24 protein-coding genes are annotated in these 24,252 nt (G+C 38.8%); 23 read left to right on the top strand and 1 reads right to left on the bottom strand.

The window, feature by feature from the left end; genetic code table 11:
• The first annotated feature begins 254 nt into the window (after positions 1 to 254).
• Positions 255 to 1,271 carry a DNA polymerase III subunit delta gene (gene holA / locus AC2YJL_RS01650; protein WP_230933617.1) on the top strand — a complete coding sequence of 339 codons (1,017 nt, stop codon included), beginning with the start codon at positions 255 to 257 and terminating at the stop codon, positions 1,269 to 1,271.
• A gap of 34 nt (positions 1,272 to 1,305) precedes the next feature.
• On the opposite strand, the gene rpsT is transcribed toward holA, so the two are convergent.
• Entirely contained in the window at positions 1,306 to 1,572 is a 267-nt protein-coding gene (rpsT, locus tag AC2YJL_RS01655) for a 30S ribosomal protein S20 (RefSeq protein ID WP_013059249.1), read from the bottom strand.
• A 256-nt stretch (positions 1,573 to 1,828) separates the two neighbouring features.
• Here rpsT and gpr point away from each other — a divergent pair, with 256 nt between their 5' ends.
• The 22 genes from gpr (at position 1,829) to AC2YJL_RS01765 (ending at position 24,188) form a co-directional block, all read left to right on the top strand.
• On the top strand, positions 1,829 to 2,941 hold the full coding sequence (gene gpr, locus AC2YJL_RS01660) for a GPR endopeptidase (protein WP_013059248.1): 1,113 nt from the start codon (positions 1,829 to 1,831) through the stop codon (positions 2,939 to 2,941).
• Between the two features lie 84 nt (positions 2,942 to 3,025).
• Entirely contained in the window at positions 3,026 to 3,361 is a 336-nt protein-coding gene (locus tag AC2YJL_RS01665) for a DUF3679 domain-containing protein (RefSeq protein ID WP_013085063.1), read from the top strand.
• Between the two features lie 128 nt (positions 3,362 to 3,489).
• Positions 3,490 to 5,313 carry a translation elongation factor 4 gene (gene lepA / locus AC2YJL_RS01670; protein ID WP_013059246.1) on the top strand — a complete coding sequence of 608 codons (1,824 nt, stop codon included), beginning with the start codon at positions 3,490 to 3,492 and terminating at the stop codon, positions 5,311 to 5,313.
• A 175-nt stretch (positions 5,314 to 5,488) separates the two neighbouring features.
• Positions 5,489 to 6,628, top strand: coding sequence for a radical SAM family heme chaperone HemW (gene hemW / locus AC2YJL_RS01675; RefSeq protein WP_251568828.1), 1,140 nt, complete (start codon positions 5,489 to 5,491; stop codon positions 6,626 to 6,628).
• Between the two features lie 91 nt (positions 6,629 to 6,719).
• On the top strand, positions 6,720 to 7,748 hold the full coding sequence (gene hrcA, locus AC2YJL_RS01680; protein WP_013059244.1) for a heat-inducible transcriptional repressor HrcA: 1,029 nt from the start codon (positions 6,720 to 6,722) through the stop codon (positions 7,746 to 7,748).
• A 105-nt stretch (positions 7,749 to 7,853) separates the two neighbouring features.
• Positions 7,854 to 8,414, top strand: coding sequence for a nucleotide exchange factor GrpE (gene grpE / locus AC2YJL_RS01685; protein WP_251568827.1), 561 nt, complete (start codon positions 7,854 to 7,856; stop codon positions 8,412 to 8,414).
• 30 nt (positions 8,415 to 8,444) lie between these two features.
• Positions 8,445 to 10,262: a molecular chaperone DnaK gene (dnaK, locus tag AC2YJL_RS01690; RefSeq protein ID WP_013059242.1), complete on the top strand. Its 1,818-nt coding sequence runs from the start codon at positions 8,445 to 8,447 to the stop codon at positions 10,260 to 10,262.
• A 235-nt stretch (positions 10,263 to 10,497) separates the two neighbouring features.
• The gene (gene dnaJ, locus AC2YJL_RS01695) at positions 10,498 to 11,628 is read left to right on the top strand and encodes a molecular chaperone DnaJ (protein WP_013059241.1); all 1,131 of its coding nucleotides are present in this window, start codon (positions 10,498 to 10,500) and stop codon (positions 11,626 to 11,628) included.
• Positions 11,629 to 11,745: 117 nt separating this feature from the next.
• Positions 11,746 to 12,687, top strand: coding sequence for a 50S ribosomal protein L11 methyltransferase (gene prmA, locus AC2YJL_RS01700; RefSeq protein ID WP_230933740.1), 942 nt, complete (start codon positions 11,746 to 11,748; stop codon positions 12,685 to 12,687).
• A 19-nt stretch (positions 12,688 to 12,706) separates the two neighbouring features.
• Positions 12,707 to 13,459, top strand: a complete 753-nt coding sequence (locus AC2YJL_RS01705; RefSeq protein ID WP_043976188.1) for a 16S rRNA (uracil(1498)-N(3))-methyltransferase — start codon at positions 12,707 to 12,709, stop codon at positions 13,457 to 13,459.
• Positions 13,460 to 13,464: 5 nt separating this feature from the next.
• Positions 13,465 to 14,823: a tRNA (N(6)-L-threonylcarbamoyladenosine(37)-C(2))-methylthiotransferase MtaB gene (gene mtaB, locus AC2YJL_RS01710; RefSeq protein ID WP_251568826.1), complete on the top strand. Its 1,359-nt coding sequence runs from the start codon at positions 13,465 to 13,467 to the stop codon at positions 14,821 to 14,823.
• A gap of 226 nt (positions 14,824 to 15,049) precedes the next feature.
• Complete coding sequence (rpsU, locus tag AC2YJL_RS01715; protein WP_013059237.1) at positions 15,050 to 15,223, top strand: 30S ribosomal protein S21; 174 nt, start codon at positions 15,050 to 15,052, stop codon at positions 15,221 to 15,223.
• 15 nt (positions 15,224 to 15,238) lie between these two features.
• The gene (locus tag AC2YJL_RS01720; protein ID WP_013059236.1) at positions 15,239 to 15,682 is read left to right on the top strand and encodes a GatB/YqeY domain-containing protein; all 444 of its coding nucleotides are present in this window, start codon (positions 15,239 to 15,241) and stop codon (positions 15,680 to 15,682) included.
• A gap of 178 nt (positions 15,683 to 15,860) precedes the next feature.
• Positions 15,861 to 17,192: an NfeD family protein gene (locus tag AC2YJL_RS01725; protein WP_050688516.1), complete on the top strand. Its 1,332-nt coding sequence runs from the start codon at positions 15,861 to 15,863 to the stop codon at positions 17,190 to 17,192.
• Positions 17,192 to 18,175, top strand: a complete 984-nt coding sequence (floA, locus tag AC2YJL_RS01730) for a flotillin-like protein FloA (RefSeq protein ID WP_013059234.1) — start codon at positions 17,192 to 17,194, stop codon at positions 18,173 to 18,175. Before AC2YJL_RS01725 ends, floA begins: the two co-directional genes overlap by 1 nt.
• A gap of 31 nt (positions 18,176 to 18,206) precedes the next feature.
• On the top strand, positions 18,207 to 18,668 hold the full coding sequence (locus AC2YJL_RS01735; protein ID WP_028410622.1) for a hypothetical protein: 462 nt from the start codon (positions 18,207 to 18,209) through the stop codon (positions 18,666 to 18,668).
• Between the two features lie 59 nt (positions 18,669 to 18,727).
• Complete coding sequence (gene yqfC, locus AC2YJL_RS01740) at positions 18,728 to 19,012, top strand: sporulation protein YqfC (protein WP_013059232.1); 285 nt, start codon at positions 18,728 to 18,730, stop codon at positions 19,010 to 19,012.
• A 16-nt stretch (positions 19,013 to 19,028) separates the two neighbouring features.
• Complete coding sequence (gene yqfD, locus AC2YJL_RS01745; RefSeq protein WP_230933612.1) at positions 19,029 to 20,216, top strand: sporulation protein YqfD; 1,188 nt, start codon at positions 19,029 to 19,031, stop codon at positions 20,214 to 20,216.
• A gap of 3 nt (positions 20,217 to 20,219) precedes the next feature.
• Positions 20,220 to 21,194, top strand: a complete 975-nt coding sequence (locus tag AC2YJL_RS01750; protein WP_028410624.1) for a PhoH family protein — start codon at positions 20,220 to 20,222, stop codon at positions 21,192 to 21,194.
• Positions 21,195 to 21,257: 63 nt separating this feature from the next.
• Positions 21,258 to 23,366 (top strand): HD family phosphohydrolase, encoded by a 2,109-nt coding sequence (locus AC2YJL_RS01755; protein ID WP_372586390.1) that lies wholly within the window; start codon positions 21,258 to 21,260, stop codon positions 23,364 to 23,366.
• Complete coding sequence (gene ybeY / locus AC2YJL_RS01760) at positions 23,363 to 23,833, top strand: rRNA maturation RNase YbeY (protein ID WP_025750544.1); 471 nt, start codon at positions 23,363 to 23,365, stop codon at positions 23,831 to 23,833. The genes AC2YJL_RS01755 and ybeY overlap by 4 nt, the downstream gene beginning before the upstream one ends.
• A complete protein-coding gene (locus tag AC2YJL_RS01765; RefSeq protein WP_025750543.1) occupies positions 23,817 to 24,188 on the top strand; it encodes a diacylglycerol kinase family protein in 372 nt (123 codons plus the stop codon). Before ybeY ends, AC2YJL_RS01765 begins: the two co-directional genes overlap by 17 nt.
• Positions 24,189 to 24,252: the final 64 nt, after the last annotated feature.

Below are 24,252 nucleotides of genomic sequence, written 5' to 3' on the forward strand. Positions count from 1 at the left end.
CTGACAACAGTTAACAACTATACTTTATGGACATGAGGAGAAAATAGAGATAAGGGTTTAATCATTAACAAATAAGTAACCTAGGGCTTATATTGTTGATGTTTATCATAAACTGAGGAATTGTCGTTTTAAGACAATTCCTTTTGTATTGTTGCCAAAAACTCATAACACCTTTACGATAGAAATTGTATTTTGTTTATCAATAACTATACATAATCAATATAGATGAATAAAAAAAGAGGAGCGTATATACGTTGGCAGTTGATAGCTTAAAAAGTATTACCAAAAATAATATAGCCCCCGTTTATTTAATACACGGGGTTAATGCATTTATGAGTAAAAAGATTAGAGATAAAATCGTCGACTATACGTTGAATGAAGAAGATAAAGAATTTAACTTGTCACTATACGATTTAGAAGAGACATCGATTGATCAAGTTCTAGAAGATGCTGAAACGCTTCCTTTTTTAGGAGACAAGCGTGTAGTGGTCGCGAAAAATGCAGCATTTTTAACGGCTGAAAAATCAAAAGATAAAGTCGAACATGACCTGGCAAAACTTCAGCAATATGTCGAACAGCCCCCGTCTTTTTCTACGTTAATTCTTCTAGCCCCTTATGAAAAGCTGGATGAAAGAAAAAAAATAACAAAATTATTAAAAAAACAAGCAGCTTACATCGAAGCGAACGAATTTGGTGAAAAAGAAATGAAGCAGTGGATTCATAATTTACTTTCAAAAGATGGAGTAAATATGGATGAAGATGCTGTGACGCTGCTTATTCAGCTTGTGGGTCTTAATGTAACGCTTGTGACAAATGAAATTGAAAAAATGGCGTTATACGTTGGACAAGACGGAGTCATTACAAAAGAAGTGGTGCTTAAGCTTGTGGCAAAAACGCTTGAACAAAATGTATTTACGCTTATTGACGCTGTTATTCAGCGAAAGGTTTCTACTGCTTTAAATATGTATCAGGATTTACTGCGTAATAACGAAGAGCCTATTAAAATTTTATCTTTGTTAGCGACGCAGTTTCGTTTGATTTATCATACGAAGCAGCTGTCTAGTCAAGGGTACGGTCAGCAGCAAATTGCTCAAACGATTAAGGTTCATCCGTTTCGTGTGAAAATTGCTTTGCAGCAGAGCAGAAGTTTTGAGGAACAGCAGCTTAAAGAAATTTTAAAGGATTTAGCAGAGGCAGATTATGAAATGAAGACGGGGAAAATGGATAAAGCGCTTATTTTACAGCTTTTTTTATTAAAAAGAGCGCAATAAAAAAACGATCCTAATGGGATCGTTTTTGTCTCAATTATGCAGATAAACCGTTAAGTTTTACTGCTAAGCGAGATTTTTGACGAGCTGCAGCATTTTTGTGGATAATACCAGATTGTGCAGCTTTGTCTAATTTTTTAGAAGCAACAGCAAATGCTGCTTTTGCGTTATCTACATCGTTGTTTTCAACTAAAGCTTCAAAGTTTTTGATTGCAGTACGCATAGCTGATTTAGCTTGAATGTTATGAGCACGGCGAGCTTCAGTAGTTTTTACACGTTTGATAGCTGATTTAATGTTTGGCATCCGTTTCACCTCCCGAAATGATAACAATCGAGATTATATAGAACTCGACATTCTTCACAATAAGAACAAAAGATATTTTATCAAACACAAGGACAGAATGCAATAGCCTTGACAAGGAATTTTATATGACAGACCTCTCTTCAAAAGCTTGTAGCTGATATTGCGCCTTTCTTTCCACTTTTCATTTCTTAAATGCATGAATCTGCCAGTCCTCGGTGACAATAATTCCAACAAAGATTGTCTAGGAGGTTAAGAAGTGGAAAAAGAACTTGATTTAAGTCAATATAGCGTGCGCACGGATTTAGCTGTCGAAGCAAAAGACATAGCGTTAGAAAACCAGCCTAAACCGAATAACCAGTCAGAAATCAAAGGCGTAATTGTAAAAGAAAAAGAAGAACAAGGTGTCAAAATTTCAATGGTAGAAATTACGGAAGAAGGCGCAGAAGCAATCGGTAAGAAAAAAGGCCGATATGTAACCCTTGAATCGGTAGGCATTCGCGAGCAGGATACTGAAAAGCAAGAGGCCATGGAAGAAGTATTTGCTAAAGAGCTGAATTTTTTTATTAAAAGCCTCAACATTCCAGATGATGCTAGCTGTCTTGTAGTGGGTCTTGGAAACTTAAGTGTTACACCAGATGCGCTTGGACCAAAGGCAGTAGATAATTTGTTGATTACAAGACATTTGTTTGAGCTACAGCCTGAAAGCGTGCAAGATGGCTTTAGACCCGTTAGCGCCATTGTTCCGGGAGTAATGGGAATGACGGGTATTGAGACAAGTGATATTATCTTTGGCGTTGTAAAGAAAGTGAATCCAGATTTTATCATTGCAATCGATGCGCTGGCCGCTCGTTCGATTGAACGGGTAAATGCTACCATTCAAATTTCAGATTCAGGTATTCATCCGGGGTCTGGGGTTGGAAACAAGCGCAAAGAAATAAGTTATGAAACACTTGGCATTCCAGTTATTGCAATAGGTATTCCAACGGTAGTGGATGCGGTTTCCATTACAAGCGATACAATTGACTTTATCTTAAAACATTTCGGCCGAGAAATGAAAGAGCAGGGAAAGCCGTCTAAGTCGCTGCTTCCGTCCGGTATGACGTTTGGAGAAAAAAAGAAGCTCACCGAGGATGACTTACCCAACGAAGAGCAGCGTCAAACGTATCTCGGTATGATTGGCACCCTTCCCGATGAAGAAAAAAGACGTCTTATTCATGAAGTGCTTGCACCTTTAGGCCATAATTTGATGGTTACGCCAAAAGAAGTGGATATGTTTATTGAAGATATGGCTAATGTAGTTGCAGGAGGACTTAACGCTGCTTTGCATCATGAAGTGGATCAAGAGAACTTTGGGGCATATACTCATTAATACGCTTTTAGATGAATGAGTTCTTCACAATATAGTCATAATGGTTAGTACTACAGAAGATAAAGAAGTAAGGGGCCTAATAATATGATTAAATTTACTTTAAAATCAGTAGTGCTAACCATTTTTTTACTGTGCATCGTATTTTTAGGGATGCAGACGGCTCAGCAAGGGTTGATTAAAATGAAGGGATATAATGATCCTTCGATTGAACATGTTATTAATGTGTCTAAAACGTCAGATGGTCAGGTGGAAGCTGCTGTTTTAGGTTCAAAAAAAGTCGTGAATATTGATGAAAAACAGCAGTTTCTAGAAAAACGAAAGGCTTTTAACTTTTTCTCCTCGCTAGGTCAAAGTTTAGCGGAAGGCGTGAAAAGTACAATAGGAAAAGCTTTTAAGGCTATCCATCATCTTCTTAATTAAAAGCAGAATCTCTTTCTGCTTTTTTGTATGGAAAAATCCTCAATGGAATGCTTATTGAATGTTGACGAATGTGTTGTTATAATTTAGTTTAGTGTATTTTGCCGATTTTCAGTAGGAGTGAAAAAAATATGGATAGAGAAGCAAGATTGAAACGACAATCGAAAATTAGAAACTTTTCGATTATTGCTCATATAGACCACGGTAAGTCAACATTAGCAGACCGTATTTTAGAAAAAACAAATGCGTTAACACAGCGAGAAATGAAAGCTCAGCTTTTAGATTCGATGGATTTAGAACGTGAACGTGGAATTACCATAAAATTAAATGCTGTGCAGCTTCAATACAAAGCAAAAGATGGAGAAGAGTATACTTTTCATCTAATTGATACACCGGGACACGTCGATTTTACATATGAAGTGTCGCGAAGTTTAGCCGCGTGTGAAGGTGCTATTCTAGTAGTAGATGCAGCTCAAGGTATTGAAGCTCAAACACTAGCAAACGTGTATTTAGCACTTGATAACAACCTTGAAATTTTACCTGTCATTAATAAGATTGACCTGCCGAGTGCAGAGCCAGAGCGAGTGCGCCAAGAAGTTGAAGACGTAATTGGATTAGATGCGTCGGAAGCTGTATTAGCTTCAGCTAAAGCAGGAATTGGTATCGAAGAAATTTTAGAACAAATTGTTGAAAAAGTCCCTGCTCCTGAAGGGGATCCAGATGCACCGCTTCAAGCGCTGATCTTTGATTCATTTTATGATGCATACCGAGGTGTAGTTGCATCTATTCGTATCGTACAGGGACGAGTAAAAGTAGGCGACAAAATTAAAATGATGGCAACAGGAAAAGAGTTTGAGGTAACGGAGCTAGGTGTGTTAACGCCAAAAGCCGTTGCTAAAGATGAACTTTCTGTTGGCGACGTAGGGTTTTTAACAGCAGCTATTAAAAACGTTGGAGATACGCGAGTAGGGGACACGATTACTCTTGCTAAAAACGGAGCAAGTGAACCTCTTCCTGGTTATCGTCGTCTGAATCCAATGGTATACTGCGGACTGTATCCAATTGATACAGCGAAGTATAACGATCTTCGTGAAGCACTAGAAAAGTTAGAGCTAAATGACTCTGCACTTCAGTTTGAACCAGAGACGTCTCAGGCCTTAGGGTTTGGTTTCCGATGTGGATTCTTAGGGTTGCTTCACATGGAAATTATCCAAGAGCGTATTGAGCGCGAATTTAAAATTGATTTAATTACAACAGCTCCGAGCGTTATTTATGACGTGTATTTAACAGACGAGACTCATCTGTCTGTAGATAACCCGTCTAATATGCCGGACCCACAAAAGATTGAACGCGTGGAAGAACCGTATGTAAAGGCAACGATGATGGTACCAAACGATTATGTTGGTGCTGTGATGGAGCTTTGTCAGAAGAAGCGAGGCAACTTTATTGATATGCAGTACTTGGATGCTAATCGCGTGAGTATTGTATACGAAATTCCGCTAGCTGAAATTGTATATGATTTCTTTGATCAATTAAAATCAAATACAAAAGGCTACGCGTCGTTTGATTACGAGCTTATCGGATACCAGCCTTCGAAGCTTGTGAAGATGGATATTCTCTTAAACGGCGAAACGGTCGATGCACTGTCCTTTATCGTGCACAGAGATTCAGCTTACGATCGTGGTAAAGTCATTGTAGAAAAGCTTAAAGAGCTTATTCCACGTCAACAGTTCGAAGTGCCGATTCAAGCGGCAATCGGTCAAAAAATTGTAGCGCGTTCAACAATTAAAGCCATTCGTAAAAACGTTTTAGCAAAATGTTACGGAGGAGATATCTCTCGTAAACGTAAACTTCTTGAAAAACAAAAAGAAGGTAAAAAACGTATGAAGCAGGTTGGTTCTGTTGAAGTACCGCAGGAAGCATTTATGGCTGTGCTTCGCATGGACGAAGATTAATAGCTGAAATTCTATTATTTAACATGTCAAATTAGTTTTGAAAATCAAGCTAATCTGATACGATAGTAAAGAGTTTTGAGCGCTGTAAATAAGTGTGAACGAACATAGATAAAAATACCGCAGAGAGACTCTGCGGTATTTTTATCATTTATAAATGTGATTGAGGTGAAAGTCCATGGTGAAGGCAGCATATCTGCATATCCCGTTTTGTCATCATATTTGTCACTATTGTGACTTTAATAAAGTGTTTTTTAAAAATCAGCCCGTTATGCCGTATTTGGAAAGCATGCGAGAAGAAATGAAACAAACAGTCGAACGTTATCCAACGACCAATTTAAACACGATATTCGTTGGGGGTGGGACGCCCACAGCGTTAGATGAACAGCAGCTAGAGTATTTTTTAGAATCCATTCGTATGTATCTTCCTTATGACGAAAAAGGTGAGTTTACATTTGAAGCGAATCCGAATGAATTAACAAAAGAAAAGCTTCAGCTTCTTCATGATTATGGCGTGAATCGTTTAAGCATTGGTGTACAAACGTTTAATGAAAGATTATTGGATAAAATTGGACGTGTGCATTCAAATAGACAGGTATTTGATTGTGTTGAGCAAGCGAGAAAGATTGGAATGTCGAATATAAGCTTAGACTTAATTTATAGCCTGCCGGAACAAACGGTAGCTGATTTCTCTTCTACGCTTCAAACCGCTTTTTCATTAGAGGTAGAGCACATGTCTGCCTATTCGTTAATTATTGAACCTAAAACGGTATTTTATAATTTAATGAACAAAGGGAAGCTGCCTCTGCCTGCTCAAGAAGAAGAAGCAGCTATGTATGAGCTGCTCATGAAAGAAATGGACAAACAAGGTTTTCATCAATATGAAATCAGTAATTTCGCAAAGCCAGGCTACGAGAGTATTCATAATCTAACCTATTGGCACAACGACGATTATTACGGAATTGGCGCAGGCGCACATAGCTATATAGACGGAATAAGACGAGCAAATATTGGACCATTAAAAAAGTACATTGATTCGGTCGAGCAAAACGGAAATGCATATCTCAATGAAGTGAGCGTGACCGAGGCTGAAAAAATGGAAGAAGAAATGTTTTTGGGCCTTCGTAAAACGAAAGGAGTCTCAAAAGAGGAGTTTAAGAAAAAATTCAATCGAGAATTAAAAGATGTATTTGGAGAACCTATTCAAGAATACAAAGAGAAAGGACTTTTGGGTGAAGATAATAGCTCAGTCTTTTTAACACACAATGGTCGATTTTTGGGGAATGAAGTTTTTCAAGCCTTTATTGGGATAATCTAATATCAAATCGTTGACATCGCTATAGTGATTTGGTAATTTATTATTAGATTTAGCACTCAGAGTTTTAGAGTGCTAACAGAGGTGATGAAGCGTGCTTACTGATCGACAGTTATTAATTTTACAAGTCATTATTGATGATTTCATTCGATCTGCGCAGCCGGTAGGCTCTCGAACATTATCTAAGAAAGAAGAGTTTAATTTTAGTTCGGCTACGATTCGTAATGAGATGTCAGACCTAGAAGAACTTGGATTTATTGAAAAAACTCATACTTCTTCAGGGCGCGTTCCGTCTGAGAAAGGTTATCGTTATTATGTTGATCATCTAGTGTCCCCGCAGCACTTGAAAGCAAGCGACGTTTCGACGGTACGTTCGGTATTCGCTGAACGCATTGTAGAACTGGAGCAGCTCGTTCAAAAGTCAGCGCAAATTTTATCTGATTTAACGAGTTTAACGTCTATTGTGCTAGGACCAAAAGCGGTCAGCCATAAGTTAAAACAGCTGCAGATTTTACCTTTAACAGCTCAGTCAGCTGTTGCCATTATTGTGACTGATACAGGACACGTTGAAAGTCGGACTATTACGCTGCCGAGCAGTATTCAACCTTCCGATATTGAAAAAATGGTTAACATTTTAAATGAAAAGCTCATCGGCGTTCGTATTACTGATTTACATGATAAAATGTACAAAGAAGTAGCGACGCTCTTAAAAAGCCACATTCAAGGGTATGAGCAGACGATGGATATACTCAATGATGCATTAAAGCTCAACATGAATGGCAAATTAGTAGTTGGCGGCAAAACGAATATGTTTGCTCAGCCGGAATTTCATGATCTTAATAAAATTCGCGGGCTGTTTAACATCATTGAACATGAACAGCAGTTTTATAAGCTGTTAAGCCCAAATGAGGCTGGCATACATGTGAAAATTGGTCATGAAAATAAATTGAATGAAATGGTAGGGTGCAGCTTAATTACAGCTAGTTATTCCTTTGGTCACGAACAGCTTGGCACAATTGCTATACTGGGACCGACCCGCATGGAATATGCGCGTGTGATTAGTTTGCTTACACTGCTGTCATCAGATATGTCTCAAGTATTAACAAACTTGTATAAAGAATAAAGGAATCGGGTGGAATATATTACTTCCATCCTTTCCCTGTGATAAAATAAAAAACGTTGTTTAAAATGTGAAAATGTGTGTAAACATTTAAGGGAGGTGAATGAATTGTCAAACGAAAAGCAAGTAGAAGAACAAAACGAAGAAGTGGTTGAAGAAGTTCAAACAGACTCTGCTGAAGCAACTGAAGCTGAAGCGTCTGAGGAAGTAAACCCTCTTCAACAAGAAAATGATCAATTAAAGCAACAGCTTGAAGAAGAAGAGAATCGCTACTTACGTCTACAAGCTGATTTCGATAATTTCCGTCGTCGTTCACGTCTCGATGCAGAAGCTGCTCAAAAATACCGTGCTCAATCATTAGTTTCGGATATTTTACCAGCACTTGATAACTTTGAACGTGCATTACAAGTTAACACAGCGGACGAACAAACTAAATCCGTGCTGCAAGGTGTAGAAATGGTATACCGTCAATTAGTAGAGGCACTTCAAAAAGAAGGTGTTGAAGCAATTGAATCAGTCGGGAAAACATTCGATCCATACGAGCACCAAGCAGTGATGCAAGTAGAAGACGATAAATACGAACCGAACACGGTAGTAGAAGAGCTTCAAAAAGGTTACAAATTAAAAGATAAAATCATCCGCCCTGCGATGGTTAAAGTGAATCAATAACACTACATATTATGAAGGAGGTCATTGTCAATGAGTAAGATCATTGGTATCGATTTAGGTACAACTAACTCTTGTGTCGCTGTATTAGAAGGCGGCGAACCAAAAGTAATTCCAAATCCAGAAGGAAACCGTACAACGCCATCAGTTGTGGCATTCAAAAACGGTGAGCGTCAAGTTGGGGAAGTAGCGAAACGTCAAGCTATTACAAACCCTAACACAATTATTTCAGTTAAACGTCATATGGGTACAGACCATAAGGTGGAAGCTGAAGGCAAGCAATACACGCCTCAAGAAATGTCAGCTATCATTCTTCAACATTTAAAAGGTTATGCTGAAGAGTATTTAGGTGAGCCTGTAACAAAAGCTGTTATCACAGTTCCTGCTTACTTTAATGATGCTGAGCGTCAAGCAACAAAAGATGCTGGTAAAATTGCTGGTTTAGAAGTAGAGCGTATTATTAACGAGCCTACTGCAGCAGCACTTGCGTACGGATTAGAAAAAACAGATGAAGATCAAACAGTTTTAGTTTATGACCTTGGTGGCGGTACGTTTGACGTATCTATTCTAGAACTTGGCGATGGCGTATTTGAAGTTCGCGCAACTGCAGGTGACAACCGCCTTGGTGGTGACGACTTTGACCAAGTAATCATCGACTATTTAGTCGCTGAATTCAAAAAAGAAAACGGCGTTGATTTAAGCAAAGATAAAATGGCGCTTCAACGTTTAAAAGATGCGGCTGAAAAAGCGAAAAAAGATTTATCAGGCGTAACATCTACACAAATTTCTTTACCATTTATCACTGCTGGAGAAGCTGGCCCTCTTCACTTAGAGGTATCTTTATCACGTGCTAAATTTGACGAGTTATCAGCAGGCCTTGTAGAGCGTACAATGGCTCCTGTGCGTCAAGCTTTAAAAGATGCAGGCCTTTCTGCAAGCGAACTTGATAAAGTAATCTTAGTTGGTGGTTCAACTCGTATCCCAGCGGTACAAGATGCGATCAAAAAAGAAACTGGTCAAGATCCTCACAAAGGTGTAAACCCTGATGAAGTAGTTGCACTTGGTGCAGCAATTCAAGGTGGCGTATTAACTGGTGATGTAAAAGACGTTGTATTACTAGACGTAACGCCTTTATCACTAGGTATCGAAACAATGGGTGGCGTATTTACAAAGCTAATTGAGCGTAATACGACGATTCCAACAAGTAAATCACAAGTATTCTCAACGGCTGCAGATAGCCAAACAGCTGTAGATATTCATGTTCTTCAAGGTGAGCGTCCAATGTCTGCGGACAACAAAACTCTAGGTCGTTTCCAGTTAACTGATATTCCACCTGCGCCACGCGGAGTACCTCAAATCGAAGTATCATTCGATATTGACAAAAACGGTATCGTAAACGTTCGTGCAAAAGATTTAGGTACAAACAAAGAGCAAGCTATTACAATTAAATCTTCAACAGGTTTATCAGATGACGAAATCGACCGCATGGTAAAAGAAGCGGAAGAAAACGCAGATGCTGATAAGCAACGTAAAGAAGAAGTGGAACTACGCAATGAAGCAGATCAATTAGTGTTTACAACTGAAAAAACACTAAAAGATCTTGAAGGAAAAGTAGAAGAAGCTGAAGTAACAAAAGCTAACGAAGCAAAAGATGCTTTAAAAGCAGCGATTGAAAAGAATGACCTTGAAGAAATCAAAGCGAAAAAAGATGAACTTCAAGAAATCGTTCAAGCGTTAACTGTAAAATTGTATGAGCAAGCTCAACAAGCTCAGCAAGCAGGTGAACAAGGCGCTCAAAATGATGATGTTGTAGATGCAGAGTTTGAAGAAGTAAACGACGACAAAAAATAATGCATCTTGACGACTAACGTGAATGACGCCATGGTGCGATTCACATCTTTTTAAAAAGTCAAAGTCAAGCTTATTTCTTGGCTTTGACTTTTTTAACGTGGAAAAGCGAAAGGGAAAGTTTTTCACTTGGCTCTCTGCGTGCACGGGAGCAATAGAAAGTAACTTTTATGTTGCTATGGAATTATTAATAATGATACAATTACGTTTATGTGAAACGATTCGGGAGTGAGTATTGATGAGTAAGCGAGATTACTATGAAGTACTCGGTATCAGTAAGAGCGCTACAAAAGATGAAATAAAAAAAGCATACCGCAAGCTTTCTAAACAATATCATCCAGATATTAACAAAGCGGAAGATGCTGCTGACAAATTTAAAGAAGTAAAAGAAGCATATGAAGTATTGAGTGATGACCAAAAAAAAGCACAATACGATCAATTTGGTCATACTGATCCAAATCAAGGCTTTGGCGGCTTTGGTGGAGGCGGCTCAGACTTTGGCGGCTTCGGCTTTGAAGATATTTTCAGCTCGATCTTTGGTGGTGGTGGTCGCAGACGTGACCCTAATGCTCCGAGACAAGGTGCCGATTTACAATACACGATGACACTTTCTTTTGAAGAAGCTGTTTTCGGAAAAGAAACAACAATTGAAATTCCACGTGAAGAAACGTGTGAAACATGTCACGGTTCAGGTGCAAAACCTGGAACAAAAGTCGATACATGTTCGCACTGTAATGGTTCAGGTCAGTTAAACGTTGAACAAAACACGCCGTTTGGCCGCGTGGTAAATCGACGTGCATGTCATCATTGTAATGGTACGGGAAAAATCATTAAAGACAAATGTGCAACGTGCCACGGTGACGGTAAAGTAACAAAACGACGTAAGATTAATGTTAAAATTCCAGCTGGTGTAGATGATGGTCAACAGCTGCGCGTAAGTGCTCAAGGAGAACCAGGGGTAAATGGTGGTCCTCCGGGAGATTTATACGTAGTGTTCCACGTGCGCACTCATGAATTCTTTGAACGTGATGGAGACGATATCTACTGCGAAATGCCTTTAACGTTTGCTCAGGCAGCGCTAGGTGATGAAGTAGAAGTACCAACTCTACACGGCAAGGTGAAGCTGAAGATTCCTGCTGGTACACAAACGGGAACGAAATTCCGTTTAAAAGGAAAAGGTGTGGCAAACGTACGAGGATATGGTCAAGGAGATCAGCATATTCACGTTCGAGTTGTAACTCCAACAAAAATATCAGAAAAACAAAAACAATTATTGCGTGAGTTCGCTGAACTGAGCGGTCAAGAAGCCGTTGATGAGCAGCATGATTCCTTTTTTGCAAAAGTAAAACGAGCAATTAAAGGAGAATAATTGTCTTTCATAGTAAACAGAGACAGGTTGGTAAAGGTACTTTGCCAACCTGTCATCTGTCATGTTCATATTTAAAATCCTATATTACTGAAGGCAGAAAGGATGAAGTTGGTAGCAATGAAATGGTCTGAAATTTGTATTCATACAGCGCAAGAAGCAATTGAACCCATCTCTCATATTTTACATGAATCAGGAGCTAGCGGGGTAGTCATTGAAGATCCTGCTGATTTAGTGAAAGACAGAGATACAACTTTTGGTGAAATCTACGATTTAAACGTAGAAGACTACCCAGAAGAAGGTGTAGTGATTAAAGCATATCTTCCAGTTAACAGCTTTTTAGCAGAAACTGTGGATGGTATCAAAAAAGAAATTAATGGACTGCTTGTTTACGACTTTGATTTAGGAGCTAACAAAGTTACGATCAGTGAAGTGAACGAGGAAGAGTGGGCCACTGCTTGGAAAAAATATTATCATCCAGTGAAAATTTCAGAGCGTTTTACGATTGTACCAACTTGGGAAAACTATGAAAAAGTAAGCACAGATGAATTGATTATCGAGCTTGATCCCGGAATGGCTTTTGGGACAGGTACGCATCCAACAACGGTTATGTCTCTTCAAGCATTGGAAAGAACAGTGAAAGCAGGAGATAGTGTTATTGACGTGGGTACAGGTTCAGGAGTGCTAAGCATTGGCGCAGCTCTGTTAGGAGCAAGTAATGTACAAGCTCTAGACCTTGATGAAGTAGCCGTGCGTTCTGCTCGCGAAAATATTGAACTGAATCAAGTTGGGAACGTCGTAACAGTAGGTCAAAACAACTTATTGCAAGGTATAGAAGGACCGGTTGACATTGTTGTGGCGAATATTCTAGCTGAAGTAATCGTTCGTTTTGTAGACGATGCTGCAAAGGTATTAAAGCCAGGAGGCATGTTCATTACATCAGGTATTATTAGTGCGAAAAAAGAAGATGTCAAAAAAGCGTTAACGGGAGCGGGCTTTGTTATTCAAGAAGTAACGCTTATGGAAGACTGGGTAGCAATTATTGCGCAAAAACAAGCTTAACAAGTGAGAAGGTGTCAAGATGCAACGTTATTTTCTGCCAAATGATCAATTTCAAGAGCAAAGTGTCATAGTGACACAAGATGATGCCCATCATATCTCACGCGTCATGAGAATGAATGAAGGATCACAGTTTATTGCCTGTAATGAACAGGGGCAAGCTGCTTTGTGTGAAATTGAAAATATTTCCGCTAACGAAGTGAAAGCATCTATTATAGAATGGATAAGCGAAGAAAAAGAGCTTCCAGTCCATGTTACAATTGTGAACGGTCTGCCTAAAGGGGATAAGCTCGAGCTTATTATCCAAAAAGGGACAGAACTTGGGGCGTATAAGTTTATCCCTTTTATTGCGGCTCGTTCAGTTGTTAAATGGGATGATAAAAAGAGTCAAAAAAAAGTAGATCGCTGGAACAAGATTGCTAAAGAGGCTGCAGAACAATCTCATCGTACGATTGTACCAGCAGTAGAAGCCCCAATTTCTTTTAAAAAACTAGTAGAAATTAGCGGTGACTATACTCATAAAGTTGTAGCCTATGAAGAAAGAGCAAAGCAAGGAGAAACATCTCATCTGCACGCTGTTCTTTCGGCTTTAAAACCCGGCCATTCCGTGCTTGTGGTTGTAGGCCCCGAGGGTGGTTTGACCGAGCAGGAAGTAGAAGTATTAGAAGAAAATGAATTTACAATAAGCGGATTTGGTCCGCGAATTTTACGAGCAGAAACAGCTCCTTTATATGCGCTGTCTGCTATATCTTATCAAACTGAGTTAATGAGGTGACGATTATGTCAACAGTTGCTTTTCACACGCTAGGGTGTAAAGTAAATCACTATGAAACAGAAGCAATTTGGCAATTGTTCAAAGGCCAAGGCTATGAGCGTGTTGAATATGAACAAACTGCCGATGTATATGTAATTAATACATGTACGGTAACAAATACAGGAGATAAAAAAAGCCGTCAAGTTATTCGCAGAGCTGTGCGGAAAAATCCAGATGCGGTTATTTGTGTAACTGGGTGTTATGCTCAAACTTCGCCAGCTGAAATTATGGCCATTCCTGGTGTTGATATCGTAGTAGGTACACAAGATCGCGTTAAGATGCTTGATTATATTGAACAATTTAAAAAAGAGCGTCAGCCGATTAACGGCGTAGGAAACATTATGAAAACACGCGTATATGAAGAGCTAGATGTACCGGCTTTTACAGACCGTACGCGTGCTTCGTTAAAGATTCAAGAAGGCTGTAACAACTTCTGTACATTCTGTATTATTCCATGGGCGCGCGGTTTAATGCGATCTCGTGATCCTAAAGAAGTAGTAGCACAAGCACAGCAGCTAGTGGATGCGGGCTATAAAGAAATCGTGTTAACAGGTATTCACACTGGCGGATACGGAGAAGACATGAAAGATTACAATCTTGCCCAGCTTCTTCGTGATTTAGAGTCTCAAGTAAAAGGATTAAAACGCATTCGTATTTCGTCAATTGAAGCAAGTCAAATTACGGACGAAGTGATTGAGGTACTAGATCAATCAGAAATGGTTGTACGTCATTTGCATATTCCTCTTCAATCAGGTTCAAATACGGTATTGAAGCGCATGCGTCGTAAGTATACAATGGAGTTCTTTGGTGAGCGCTTAAACCGTCTGAAAGAAGCTCTTCCTGGATTAGCGATTACATCAGATGTTATTGTTGGTTTCCCAGGTGAAACAGAAGAAGAGTTTATGGAGACGTATAACTTTATTAAAGAGCACGGTTTTTCAGAGCTTCATGTATTCCCGTATTCTAAACGTACAGGTACGCCAGCGGCTCGTATGACCGACCAAATTGATGAAGAAGTAAAAAATCAACGTGTGCATCGTTTAATCGAACTTTCAAATCAATTGGCAAAAGAATATGCTTCAACGTTTGAAGGAGAAGTACTAGAAGTAATTCCGGAAGAAAAATATAAAGAAGATCCTGAAAGTGGTTTATATGTAGGGTATGCTGATAACTACTTAAAGGTTGTGTTTAAAGCGTCTGAAGAAATGGTTGGAAAGCTTGTAAAAGTGAAAATTTCAAAAGCTGGATATCCTTATAATGAAGGTGAGTTTGTTCGCGTGCTAGATGAGGTTCATCTTCAAGATCAGGTGAAAATGAGCTCATAACACTTATTGGAAAGCTGCGTGTATACGCAGCTTTTTTCATACGTGTAAAAAAGCTGAACGAGTAATGTTTTATCAAGAAAGTTCATAAAATAAAGGGGTAATAACTGCATTACTTTATGTAAAGCGGTTGACCTTAAGGAATCATTATATTATAATTGCAAAAGACATGTCTAACATGTCATTTCATTATGATGTTAGTGGTTTTGTTCGGAGGGAGGGAATTAGAATGTCAAGAACAGTTGTTCGTAAAAACGAATCGCTTGAAGATGCTCTTCGTCGCTTCAAACGTTCAGTTTCAAAAACTGGTACGTTACAAGAAGCAAGAAAGCGCGAATTCTATGAAAAGCCTAGCGTAAAGCGTAAGAAGAAATCTGAAGCTGCTAGAAAACGCAAGTTCTAATAAGAGGGTGGATTTATGAGTCTTCTCGAGCGTTTAAATAGTGATATGAAACAAGCGATGAAAAACAAAGAGAAAGAGAAGCTTGGGGTCATTCGTATGGTCAAAGCATCTCTTCAAAACGAAGCCATTAAGTTAGGAACCGACCTAACTGAAGCAGACGAGTTGACGGTTATTTCTCGCGAATTCAAACAACGTAAAGACTCCCTCCATGAATTTGAGAAAGCAGGTCGTCAAGATCTTGTTGATAAAATTCATTCTGAATTAGCGGTTTTAGAAGTTTACGCTCCTAAACAGCTAACTGAAGAAGAGTTATCTGAAATTATTAAAACGACGATTGAAGAAACGCAGTCTTCCTCTAAAGCTGATATGGGGAAAGTTATGGGAGCGCTTATGCCGAAAGTAAAAGGCAAAGCGGATGGCTCTCTTGTTAATAAGCTTGTCCTTCAACACTTATCATAAAAAACACCTTACCTTGTGTAAGGTGTTTTTTATATGGATAATAACCGAACGTATGTTTTGTTTTTCTTGTGCAAAGAATAAAATAGATAAATTTTAAAAAATTTGAAACTATTGTTAAAGTTATTCGTATATACAGATACATGCTCATACTATCTATGGAAGGAGGGAAGTGTATTCGGTGAAAACCTTATTTTCTTTCATGTGCTTTCTTATCTTAGCCACTGGGTTATTCCCCACTATTAGCACCGCTGACGTGAAGCGTGTACACGTTATTCCTGTCAATAAAACGGTAGAAAATGGACTGCTTTCTTTTCTAAACAGATCCATTGAAGATGCGGAAAATGACGGTGCAGATTTGATTATATTGGACATAGATACTCCTGGAGGAGCTGTAGATGCAGCTTCTGAAATAGCTAAAAGCTTAACCTCAACACCTATTCCTACCGCTGCTTTTGTCGATAAAAAAGCATTATCAGCCGGAGCGTATATTGCACTTAACGCCGATCAAATTTATATGACACCCGGTTCTACAATGGGATCGGCAGCTGTGATTGACCAACAGGGAAATGCCGCAGGAAAAAAAGCTCAGTCCTACTGGTTATCGGCTATGAAGAGCGCAGCAGAACAAAATAACCGAAACCCTAAATATGCAGAAGCGATGGCAAATACCAAGATGGTAATACCTGAGCTCAACTTAAAAGGAAACGAATTGCTGACGCTCACTCCGAAGCAAGCCGAGCAAGTTGGTTATTCAGAAGGGACTGTAAAAAATTTAGACGATCTCCTAAGCGTACTTGGCTATGAAGATGCTAAACTGACGTATGCGAAAATGAGTGTAAGTGAACAAATTGCTCGTTTTCTTACCCATCCGCTTGTTGTTCCCATTTTATTATCTATTGGTGCTTTAGGAATTGTAATTGAATTGTTTACGCCTTCATTTGGTATTGCGGGCTCTATTGGAATAGCTTCACTTCTTTTATTTTTTTATGGTCATATGGTAGCAGGATTAGCTGGCATGGAAGCGCTCGTTTTATTTATAGCAGGAATTATATTGCTTCTGTTAGAGATTGTAGTACCAGGCGGAGTTTTAGGACTACTAGGACTTGGAGCTATCATTTTAAGTTTTTTTATGTCAACAGATAATAATGTCGAAATGGGAATTTCTCTTGTAATTGCAATAGTGGTGGCACTGGGAGGTGCGTTTGTGATGATGAAATTTTTTAAAAGAAAGCTTACACCTTTCAAAAAAATGGTGCTTAATGATTCACTTAATACTGAATCTGGCTATGTGTCGAATCAAAATCGTTATGAATTAATAGGAAAACAAGGTAAAACAACAACACCGCTGCGTCCTTCAGGTACCGTGCTCATCGATGAAGAGTATGTGGATGTAGTCACTGAAGGCGGATATTTAGACAAAGATGTGTTAGTAAATATTATAAAAGTAGAGGGATCAAGGGTTGTGGTGCGGAAGCTTACAGAGCCTTTGAAAAAGGAGGATCTTAATTAATGGAAGTAGGTAGCGTATTGTTTTTTGTAGTTATTGGTCTAGCAATTATTGCTTTAGCTGTTTTTTTCACTTTTGTACCGATTATGCTATGGATTTCAGCATTAGCAGCAGGCGTTCGTATTAGTATTTTCACACTGGTCGGAATGAGACTTCGTCGAGTGATACCATCTCGCGTTGTGAACCCGTTAATTAAAGCAAGTAAAGCAGGTTTAGGCATTACCATTAATCAATTAGAAAGCCACTATTTAGCAGGCGGTAACGTTGATCGCGTGGTAAATGCGTTGATTGCAGCGCACCGAGCAAATATTGAGTTAACATTTGAGCGCGGAGCAGCGATCGACTTAGCGGGCCGTGATGTGCTAGAAGCTGTACAAATGAGCGTTAATCCAAAAGTTATTGAAACACCTTTTATTGCAGGGGTGGCTATGGATGGAATCGAAGTCAAAGCAAAAGCCCGAATTACCGTTCGTGCAAACATTGATCGACTAGTAGGGGGAGCTGGAGAAGAAACGATTATTGCCCGTGTTGGCGAGGGGATTGTTTCTACAATCGGTTCGCAAAAAGATCACAAAAAAGTATTGGAAAATCCTGATATGATTTCTCAAACGGTGTTAGGAAAAGGGTTGGATTCAGGAACAGCGTTTGAAATTTTATCCATTGATATTGCTGACATCGATATTGGTAAAAATATTGGGGCAGTTCTTCAAACAGACCAAGCGGAAGCAGATAAAAATATTGCACAAGCAAAAGCCGAAGAACGTCGTGCCATGGCCGTTGCTCAAGAACAAGAAATGCGTGCAAAAGTAGAAGAAATGCGTGCAAAAGTAGTAGAAGCAGAAGCAGAAGTGCCGTTAGCGATGGCAGAAGCACTGCGCTCTGGCAATATTGGCGTCATGGATTATATGAACATTCAAAACTTGACTGCTGATACGGATATGCGTGATTCAATTGGAAAAATGTCTAAAGAAGACGATGAGAAATAATGAATGAGCTTAACAAGGAGGTTTTCTCCTAATGAATATCGTTGAAACGCTTATTAAACTAATTATTAATAATGCTTTCATTTTTGTCATCATTGGAGGGATTATTTTTAACGTTGTGCAGCGTTTTATGGCTCAGTCAAAAGAGGAAGAACAGCAGCGTTCTAAAAGAGCTCCTATGCCTCCTGTAAACAATCCTTCAAGGCGGGAAAGACCTAGATATCGACCTGTCAAAGAAGAGCCAAAAACAGCTCGTATGGAGCCGGAAACTGTTCCTTCAGCAGAAACAAATCCTTTGCAAGAAAAATTGGAAGAGCTAAAAAATCGTCCGTATCATGAACCGTCTATTCAAAAGAAAATCACGGTTGACAAACCAAAAATCACGGGTGAGAAAAACGTTTTCAAGCCCATTTCTCGTAAAGAAGCTGTTCAAGGAGTGGTATGGTCCGAAATTCTAGGGCCGCCAAAATCGAAACAACGTAAATATAAACGATAAATAGATGTGATACATTAACCCCCTTTCTCATAAACATGAGATGAAAGGGGGTTCTTTTTATGAGCAAAAAGTGGAGACACCAAATGAAAAGATGGATGACAAAAACAATGGAACTACCCGCTGATGTATTAATGGATCTTCCCCGTATTACGTTAGTTGGACAAATACACATTTATATTGAAAACCATAAAGGTTTATTAGCCTTTTCTGATACTGAAATACGCGTGTTACTAAAACAGGGACAAATGTTAATTCGAGGTGAAGGACTGGTCATTAAAGTAATACTGCCAGAAGAACTGGTTTTAGAAGGTAAAATCAATCAAGTTCTTTATTTAGAACAATAACACAAGGAGGAAAAAAATGAAGAATGGATGGACAAACTTTGTTATTGGTACCGTACGTATTCGAATTGTTGGAAAAGGAATTGAACGTTTCTTAAATAATTGTGTGAGACAACAGATTATGATTTCGAATGTCCATAAAGTTGACGGTCAGCTAGCGACAGCAACGATATTATTGAAAGATGTAAAGAAAATTCGTATACTAATTCGCAACGCAGATTGTAAAATTTACTTTATAAGAGGCAGAGGTTTTCCTTTTTTAACAAAACGAGTGATCAAAAATAGTGGATTTGCTTTAGGTTTTCTTTCTTTTTTTATTATTCTTGGTTTGCTTTCCAACATGGTGTGGAAAGTGGAAATTAGCGGTGCAGAACCACAAACAGAACATCAAATGACTAAGCAGCTCGCCAAAATAGGTGTAAAAAGAGGAGAGTTTCAATTTCTGTTAGAGAGTCCTGAAAAAATCCAGCGCTATTTAACGGATAATATGAACAATATTACCTGGGTGGGAGTAGAAGTGCGCGGCACTTCTTATCACTTCCAAGTGGTTGAAAAAAATGAGCCCAAGCCTCAGCAAAAAACACCTTACCAACATTTAATTGCTAAAAAGAAAGCCATTATTACGAATTTGTTTGTCGAAAAAGGACAACCTTTAGTCAAGGTTAATGATTTTGTCAATGAAGGCGAGGTCTTAGTTTCCGGTATTATTGGAAACGAAAAAAATAAAAAAGTAGTAGCTGCTAAAGGGAAAGTCTACGGTGAAACATGGTATAAGTCTGAGGTGGAAGTGCCTTTAAAAACTGATTTTCAGGTATTAACGGGTAATGGATATACGAAGCACTATTTAGATTTTCAAGCTTTTAAAATGCCTCTTTGGGCTTTTAACAAAGAAAAATACAGCTCAAAGGTGACAGAAAAAGTGGAGCATCCACTCTATTTTTTAAAATGGAAGTTACCTCTGTCGTATGAGAAAGTTGCTGTACGAGAAGAACAGAACTCGCAGCGCGTCTATTCTAAACAAGAGGCGGTGGAAAAAGCTTTGGAAATCGGTCGAAAAAAATTACTATCAACTTTAGGTGAGGATGCTAAAATAAAAGGTGAAAAAGTTTTGCACCAAGAACAGGACAATGGTAAAGTTAGATTATCAATACATTACCAAGTTATAGAAAATATTGCGAACACTCAACCAATTATTCAAGGAGATTGATGAATGTCAGAACAGCTAGTAACAATTAACGTACAACTTGATGATTCAAACGAAGCCATTTCATTATTTGGCGTACAAGATGCGAATTTAAAGCGAATTGAAGAAGAAATGCAGGTCTCTATCATTTCAAGAGGTGAGACTGTTGTAGTCTCCGGAAGTACAGAAAATGTTCAGCTAGTGGAAGAAATGCTTAAAAAGTTACTGAACATTATCCGAAAAAATATTTCCATATCTGAACGAGATGTTGTATATGCGATTCAATTAGCTAAGAAAAATTCTCTCGAGTTTTTTGAAGATGTATATGAAGAAGAGATTGGTAAAAATGTAAAAGGTAAGACTATTCGTGTTAAGACATTAGGACAAAGTCAATACATTTCGGCTATTAAGAAAAATGATTTGGTATTTGGAATTGGGCCTGCTGGTACCGGTAAAACGTATTTAGCCGTTGTCATGGCCGTTAATGCTCTTAAAAATGGTCACGTGCAGCGTATTATTTTAACACGTCCTGCTGTTGAAGCAGGTGAAAGTCTTGGCTTCTTGCCAGGAGATCTGAAAGAAAAAGTAGATCCGTACTTGCGGCCTCTGTACGATGCATTACATGATGTATTAGGAACAGAACATACGCAGCGCCTAATCGAACGCGGAGTTATTGAAATAGCACCCCTTGCTTATATGCGAGGTCGTACACTAGATGATGCGTTTGTTATCTTAGACGAAGCGCAAAACACCACGATGGCGCAAATGAAGATGTTTTTAACACGACTAGGATTTGGGTCTAAAATGGTGATTACAGGAGATATTTCACAAATTGATTTACCAAAAGGAGCTCAGTCTGGTCTAGCGGCTGTCTCGAAAATCCTGACCAATGTTAAAGGTATTTCGTTTATTCATCTAGAACAGTCAGATGTTGTGCGCCATCCACTTGTGGGACGCATCGTTCAAGCGTACGAACAAGCTGACCAAAAGACCCTTTCTTAATAGGGTCTATTTTTTGTAAAAGGGGGTACGTTTGTGTCAACGTTTCGGATAATCAAGCAAACAATGGCACAGATCGAGCGATTACGGTTAATTCAAATTGGGTTATATGCCTTGTTAGGTGTAATGATGTTTGCGTCTATGTATAGCAATGTAAAGCCGCAGGAATTAGATCTCAGATTACTATCTATTTCCCCGCAAACCATTTACTCACCCGTTACCATTGAAGATAAAGAGAGCACAGAGAAAAAACGGGCAGAGGCAGAACAAGCCGTTGAAGATGTGTATACACAAAAAACAGAATACGCACAGAACCAAGTCGATCTTGTTGCATCTATTTTTGATGCGATGATGGAAGTTAATACAGAATATGAAAAAGAAGATCATGAAGATGACAGTATCGATGCCGTATTAAAAACCAAACAAAAAATGCTAGAGGACAAGCTTCCTGAAGACATCCAAAAAAACTTGCCAAAAGATACCATTAAGCAGCTGCTTCAGTCTTCTAACAGTGATTTATCGATTGCGAAAGATGCTGTAGTCACGGCCGTTCATCATGTGATGAAAGATCAAGTGAAGATTAGCGATGTAGAAGAGAAAAAAGATCAAGTAGAAAGTCAGCTTGTTTACACCAATGTCAGCAATTCTCTAAAGGATTCAATGAATGCAATTGCTAAATTCGCTATCATTCCAAACGTGATTTATGATCCACAAAAAACAGCTGAAAACCGTCAAGCAGCTGTGGAAAAAGTGGAGCCTGTCCGAATCAAACAAGGCCAGATTATTGTAGAAGAAAATCAGCTTATTAATCCTGATATATATCGTCAGCTCCAGCTCGCGGGATTGTTGAATAATAAGGGATCTATTCAGCCTTTTGCGGGGTTAGCTTTGCTGATTGTAATGATGATAGCGGGCCTCATTTACTATTTGCGTGAATTTCACACCAAGACATATCAGCCCTTGCTGTTGTATGTATTGGTAGCAGCCATTACGATTGGCCTCATGAAAATCTTAAGCTTGTTTCAGCAAATTGATTTATCAGAAATTGGTTTCTTAGCTCCTGTTGCGGTGGGAGGTTTGCTGATTCGAATTTTAATGGATGAACGCATTGCTATTTTATCAAGCATTGTATTTGCTATTTGTGGAAGCATTATTTTTAATGGTGAATTGACAACCTCGTTTAATATGAACATTGGGATCTACTTTTTAATTAGCAATATTGCTGCTATTTTATTTTTAAGCAGGCAGCACAGACGTTCACGGATTTTGCAGGCAGGTCTATTTGTGGCTATGGTAAACGTAATTATCAGCTTTGCTATTATTTTTATTAAAAATGGCCAAATCGGCACTGTAGAGCTTGGCTATTACAGCATGATGTCAATCGCATCTGGTGTTATTGCTTCCGTTTTAACTATAGGTTTGCTGCCGTTTTTTGAAAGTGGATTTGGCATTTTATCTACGATGAAGCTGATTGAATTATCGAGTCCTACTCATCCGCTATTACGCAAAATCTTAACCGAAACACCTGGAACATACCATCACAGCGTAATGGTGGCAAACTTATCTGAAGCGGCGTGCGAAACGATAGGAGCTAACGGTTTATTAGCGAGAGTCGGGGCTTATTACCACGATATTGGTAAAACGAAGCGACCGCAGTATTTTATTGAAAATCAAATGAATATTACTAATCCGCATGATAAACTAAGTCCTAAGACTAGTAAAAATATTATAATCGCACATGCTACAGATGGAGCTACCATTTTGCGGAATCACAAGTTTCCAAAAGAGATTGTAGATATTGCAGAGCAGCATCACGGAACAACTCTTCTTAAGTTTTTCTATCATAAGGCACTTGAACAAACAGAAGAAAAAATTGATGAAAAAGAATATCGCTATCCTGGACCAAAGCCTCAGTCGAAAGAAGCAGCGGTTATTTGCATAGCTGATAGTGTAGAAGCAGCCGTAAGGTCAATGTCCAATCCCACTCCGGAAAAAATTGAGAACTTGGTTCGAAATATTATTAAAGATCGCTTGCAGGATGAACAGCTTAGCGAGTGTAACGTAACGCTCAAAGAGCTAGAGTTAATTCGTCAAGCACTATGTGAAACTTTAAATGGGATTTTTCATTCCCGAATCGAATATCCAGAGATAAAAAAAGAGAAGGTGAAGGTATGAGTTTAGTTATTGATTTTATTGATGAAACAAACGAAGTAAGTGAAGAACAGCAAAAAGAGCTTGAAAAGCTGCTTGAAGCCGCTGCTATATATGAAAATCTGCAAGAGGATGCAGAAGTATCCGTTACATTTGTGGATAATGATCGAATTCAAGAAATCAATCATCAATACCGCCATAAAAATCAGCCAACGGATGTAATATCGTTTGCGCTAGAAGAAATGGGCGAAGATGAAATGCAAATTATCGGAGATGAGATGCCAAGAGTCCTAGGGGACATTGTCATTTCGATTCCAAAAGCTCATGAGCAAGCAGAAGAATACAATCACTCGTTTATGAGAGAGCTAGGATTCTTAACGGTTCACGGTTTCTTGCACTTGCTTGGATATGACCATGAAACATCAGAAGATGAAAAAGAGATGTTTACACGTCAAAAAGATATTTTAGAACAATATGGACTCTCGCGATAAAAAAGGGATAGCTAAAGTTGTCAGTAGCTTTGGCTATGCAATAGAAGGGTTTATTTATGTTTGTAAAACACAGAGAAATATGCAAATTCACGTAGCAGCTTCTTTCATCGTCCTTTTCTTAGGCGCCGTGCTGTCAATTACAGCTGGTGAATGGACGGTTGTGCTGCTTCTGATTGCAGGCATGTTCAGCTTGGAGTTAATGAATACAGCGGTTGAAAAAGTTGTCGATTTAGTTTCTCCTGAATATCACATACTAGCAAAACACGCAAAAGATGCAGCCGCAGCCGCGGTGTTGGTCTATGCGTGTTTTGCTGTCCTTATAGGAGGAATTATTTTCTTAAAGTATTTGTTTTAAAAAGGATTCTTTTTGGTTCTTTACACCCCCGTGGTATAATAAAAAAGGACAAGTTAAAAGACAT

This window comes from Priestia sp. SRI_019 (assembly GCF_057586255.1).

What these genes read in the sequence shown, in the direction of transcription:
- rpsT (WP_013059249.1), bottom strand. Translation starts at nt 1,572, where the DNA reads ATGCCAAACATTAAATCAGCTATCAAACGTGTAAAAACTACTGAAGCT.
- AC2YJL_RS01665 (WP_013085063.1), top strand. Translation starts at nt 3,026, where the DNA reads ATGATTAAATTTACTTTAAAATCAGTAGTGCTAACCATTTTTTTACTG.
- lepA (WP_013059246.1), top strand. Translation starts at nt 3,490, where the DNA reads ATGGATAGAGAAGCAAGATTGAAACGACAATCGAAAATTAGAAACTTT.
- hemW (WP_251568828.1), top strand. Translation starts at nt 5,489, where the DNA reads ATGGTGAAGGCAGCATATCTGCATATCCCGTTTTGTCATCATATTTGT.
- dnaK (WP_013059242.1), top strand. Translation starts at nt 8,445, where the DNA reads ATGAGTAAGATCATTGGTATCGATTTAGGTACAACTAACTCTTGTGTC.
- dnaJ (WP_013059241.1), top strand. Translation starts at nt 10,498, where the DNA reads ATGAGTAAGCGAGATTACTATGAAGTACTCGGTATCAGTAAGAGCGCT.
- prmA (WP_230933740.1), top strand. Translation starts at nt 11,746, where the DNA reads ATGAAATGGTCTGAAATTTGTATTCATACAGCGCAAGAAGCAATTGAA.
- AC2YJL_RS01705 (WP_043976188.1), top strand. Translation starts at nt 12,707, where the DNA reads ATGCAACGTTATTTTCTGCCAAATGATCAATTTCAAGAGCAAAGTGTC.
- mtaB (WP_251568826.1), top strand. Translation starts at nt 13,465, where the DNA reads ATGTCAACAGTTGCTTTTCACACGCTAGGGTGTAAAGTAAATCACTAT.
- rpsU (WP_013059237.1), top strand. Translation starts at nt 15,050, where the DNA reads ATGTCAAGAACAGTTGTTCGTAAAAACGAATCGCTTGAAGATGCTCTT.
- AC2YJL_RS01720 (WP_013059236.1), top strand. Translation starts at nt 15,239, where the DNA reads ATGAGTCTTCTCGAGCGTTTAAATAGTGATATGAAACAAGCGATGAAA.
- floA (WP_013059234.1), top strand. Translation starts at nt 17,192, where the DNA reads ATGGAAGTAGGTAGCGTATTGTTTTTTGTAGTTATTGGTCTAGCAATT.
- AC2YJL_RS01735 (WP_028410622.1), top strand. Translation starts at nt 18,207, where the DNA reads ATGAATATCGTTGAAACGCTTATTAAACTAATTATTAATAATGCTTTC.
- yqfC (WP_013059232.1), top strand. Translation starts at nt 18,728, where the DNA reads ATGAGCAAAAAGTGGAGACACCAAATGAAAAGATGGATGACAAAAACA.
- yqfD (WP_230933612.1), top strand. Translation starts at nt 19,029, where the DNA reads ATGAAGAATGGATGGACAAACTTTGTTATTGGTACCGTACGTATTCGA.
- AC2YJL_RS01750 (WP_028410624.1), top strand. Translation starts at nt 20,220, where the DNA reads ATGTCAGAACAGCTAGTAACAATTAACGTACAACTTGATGATTCAAAC.
- AC2YJL_RS01755 (WP_372586390.1), top strand. Translation starts at nt 21,258, where the DNA reads ATGGCACAGATCGAGCGATTACGGTTAATTCAAATTGGGTTATATGCC.
- ybeY (WP_025750544.1), top strand. Translation starts at nt 23,363, where the DNA reads ATGAGTTTAGTTATTGATTTTATTGATGAAACAAACGAAGTAAGTGAA.
- AC2YJL_RS01765 (WP_025750543.1), top strand. Translation starts at nt 23,817, where the DNA reads ATGGACTCTCGCGATAAAAAAGGGATAGCTAAAGTTGTCAGTAGCTTT.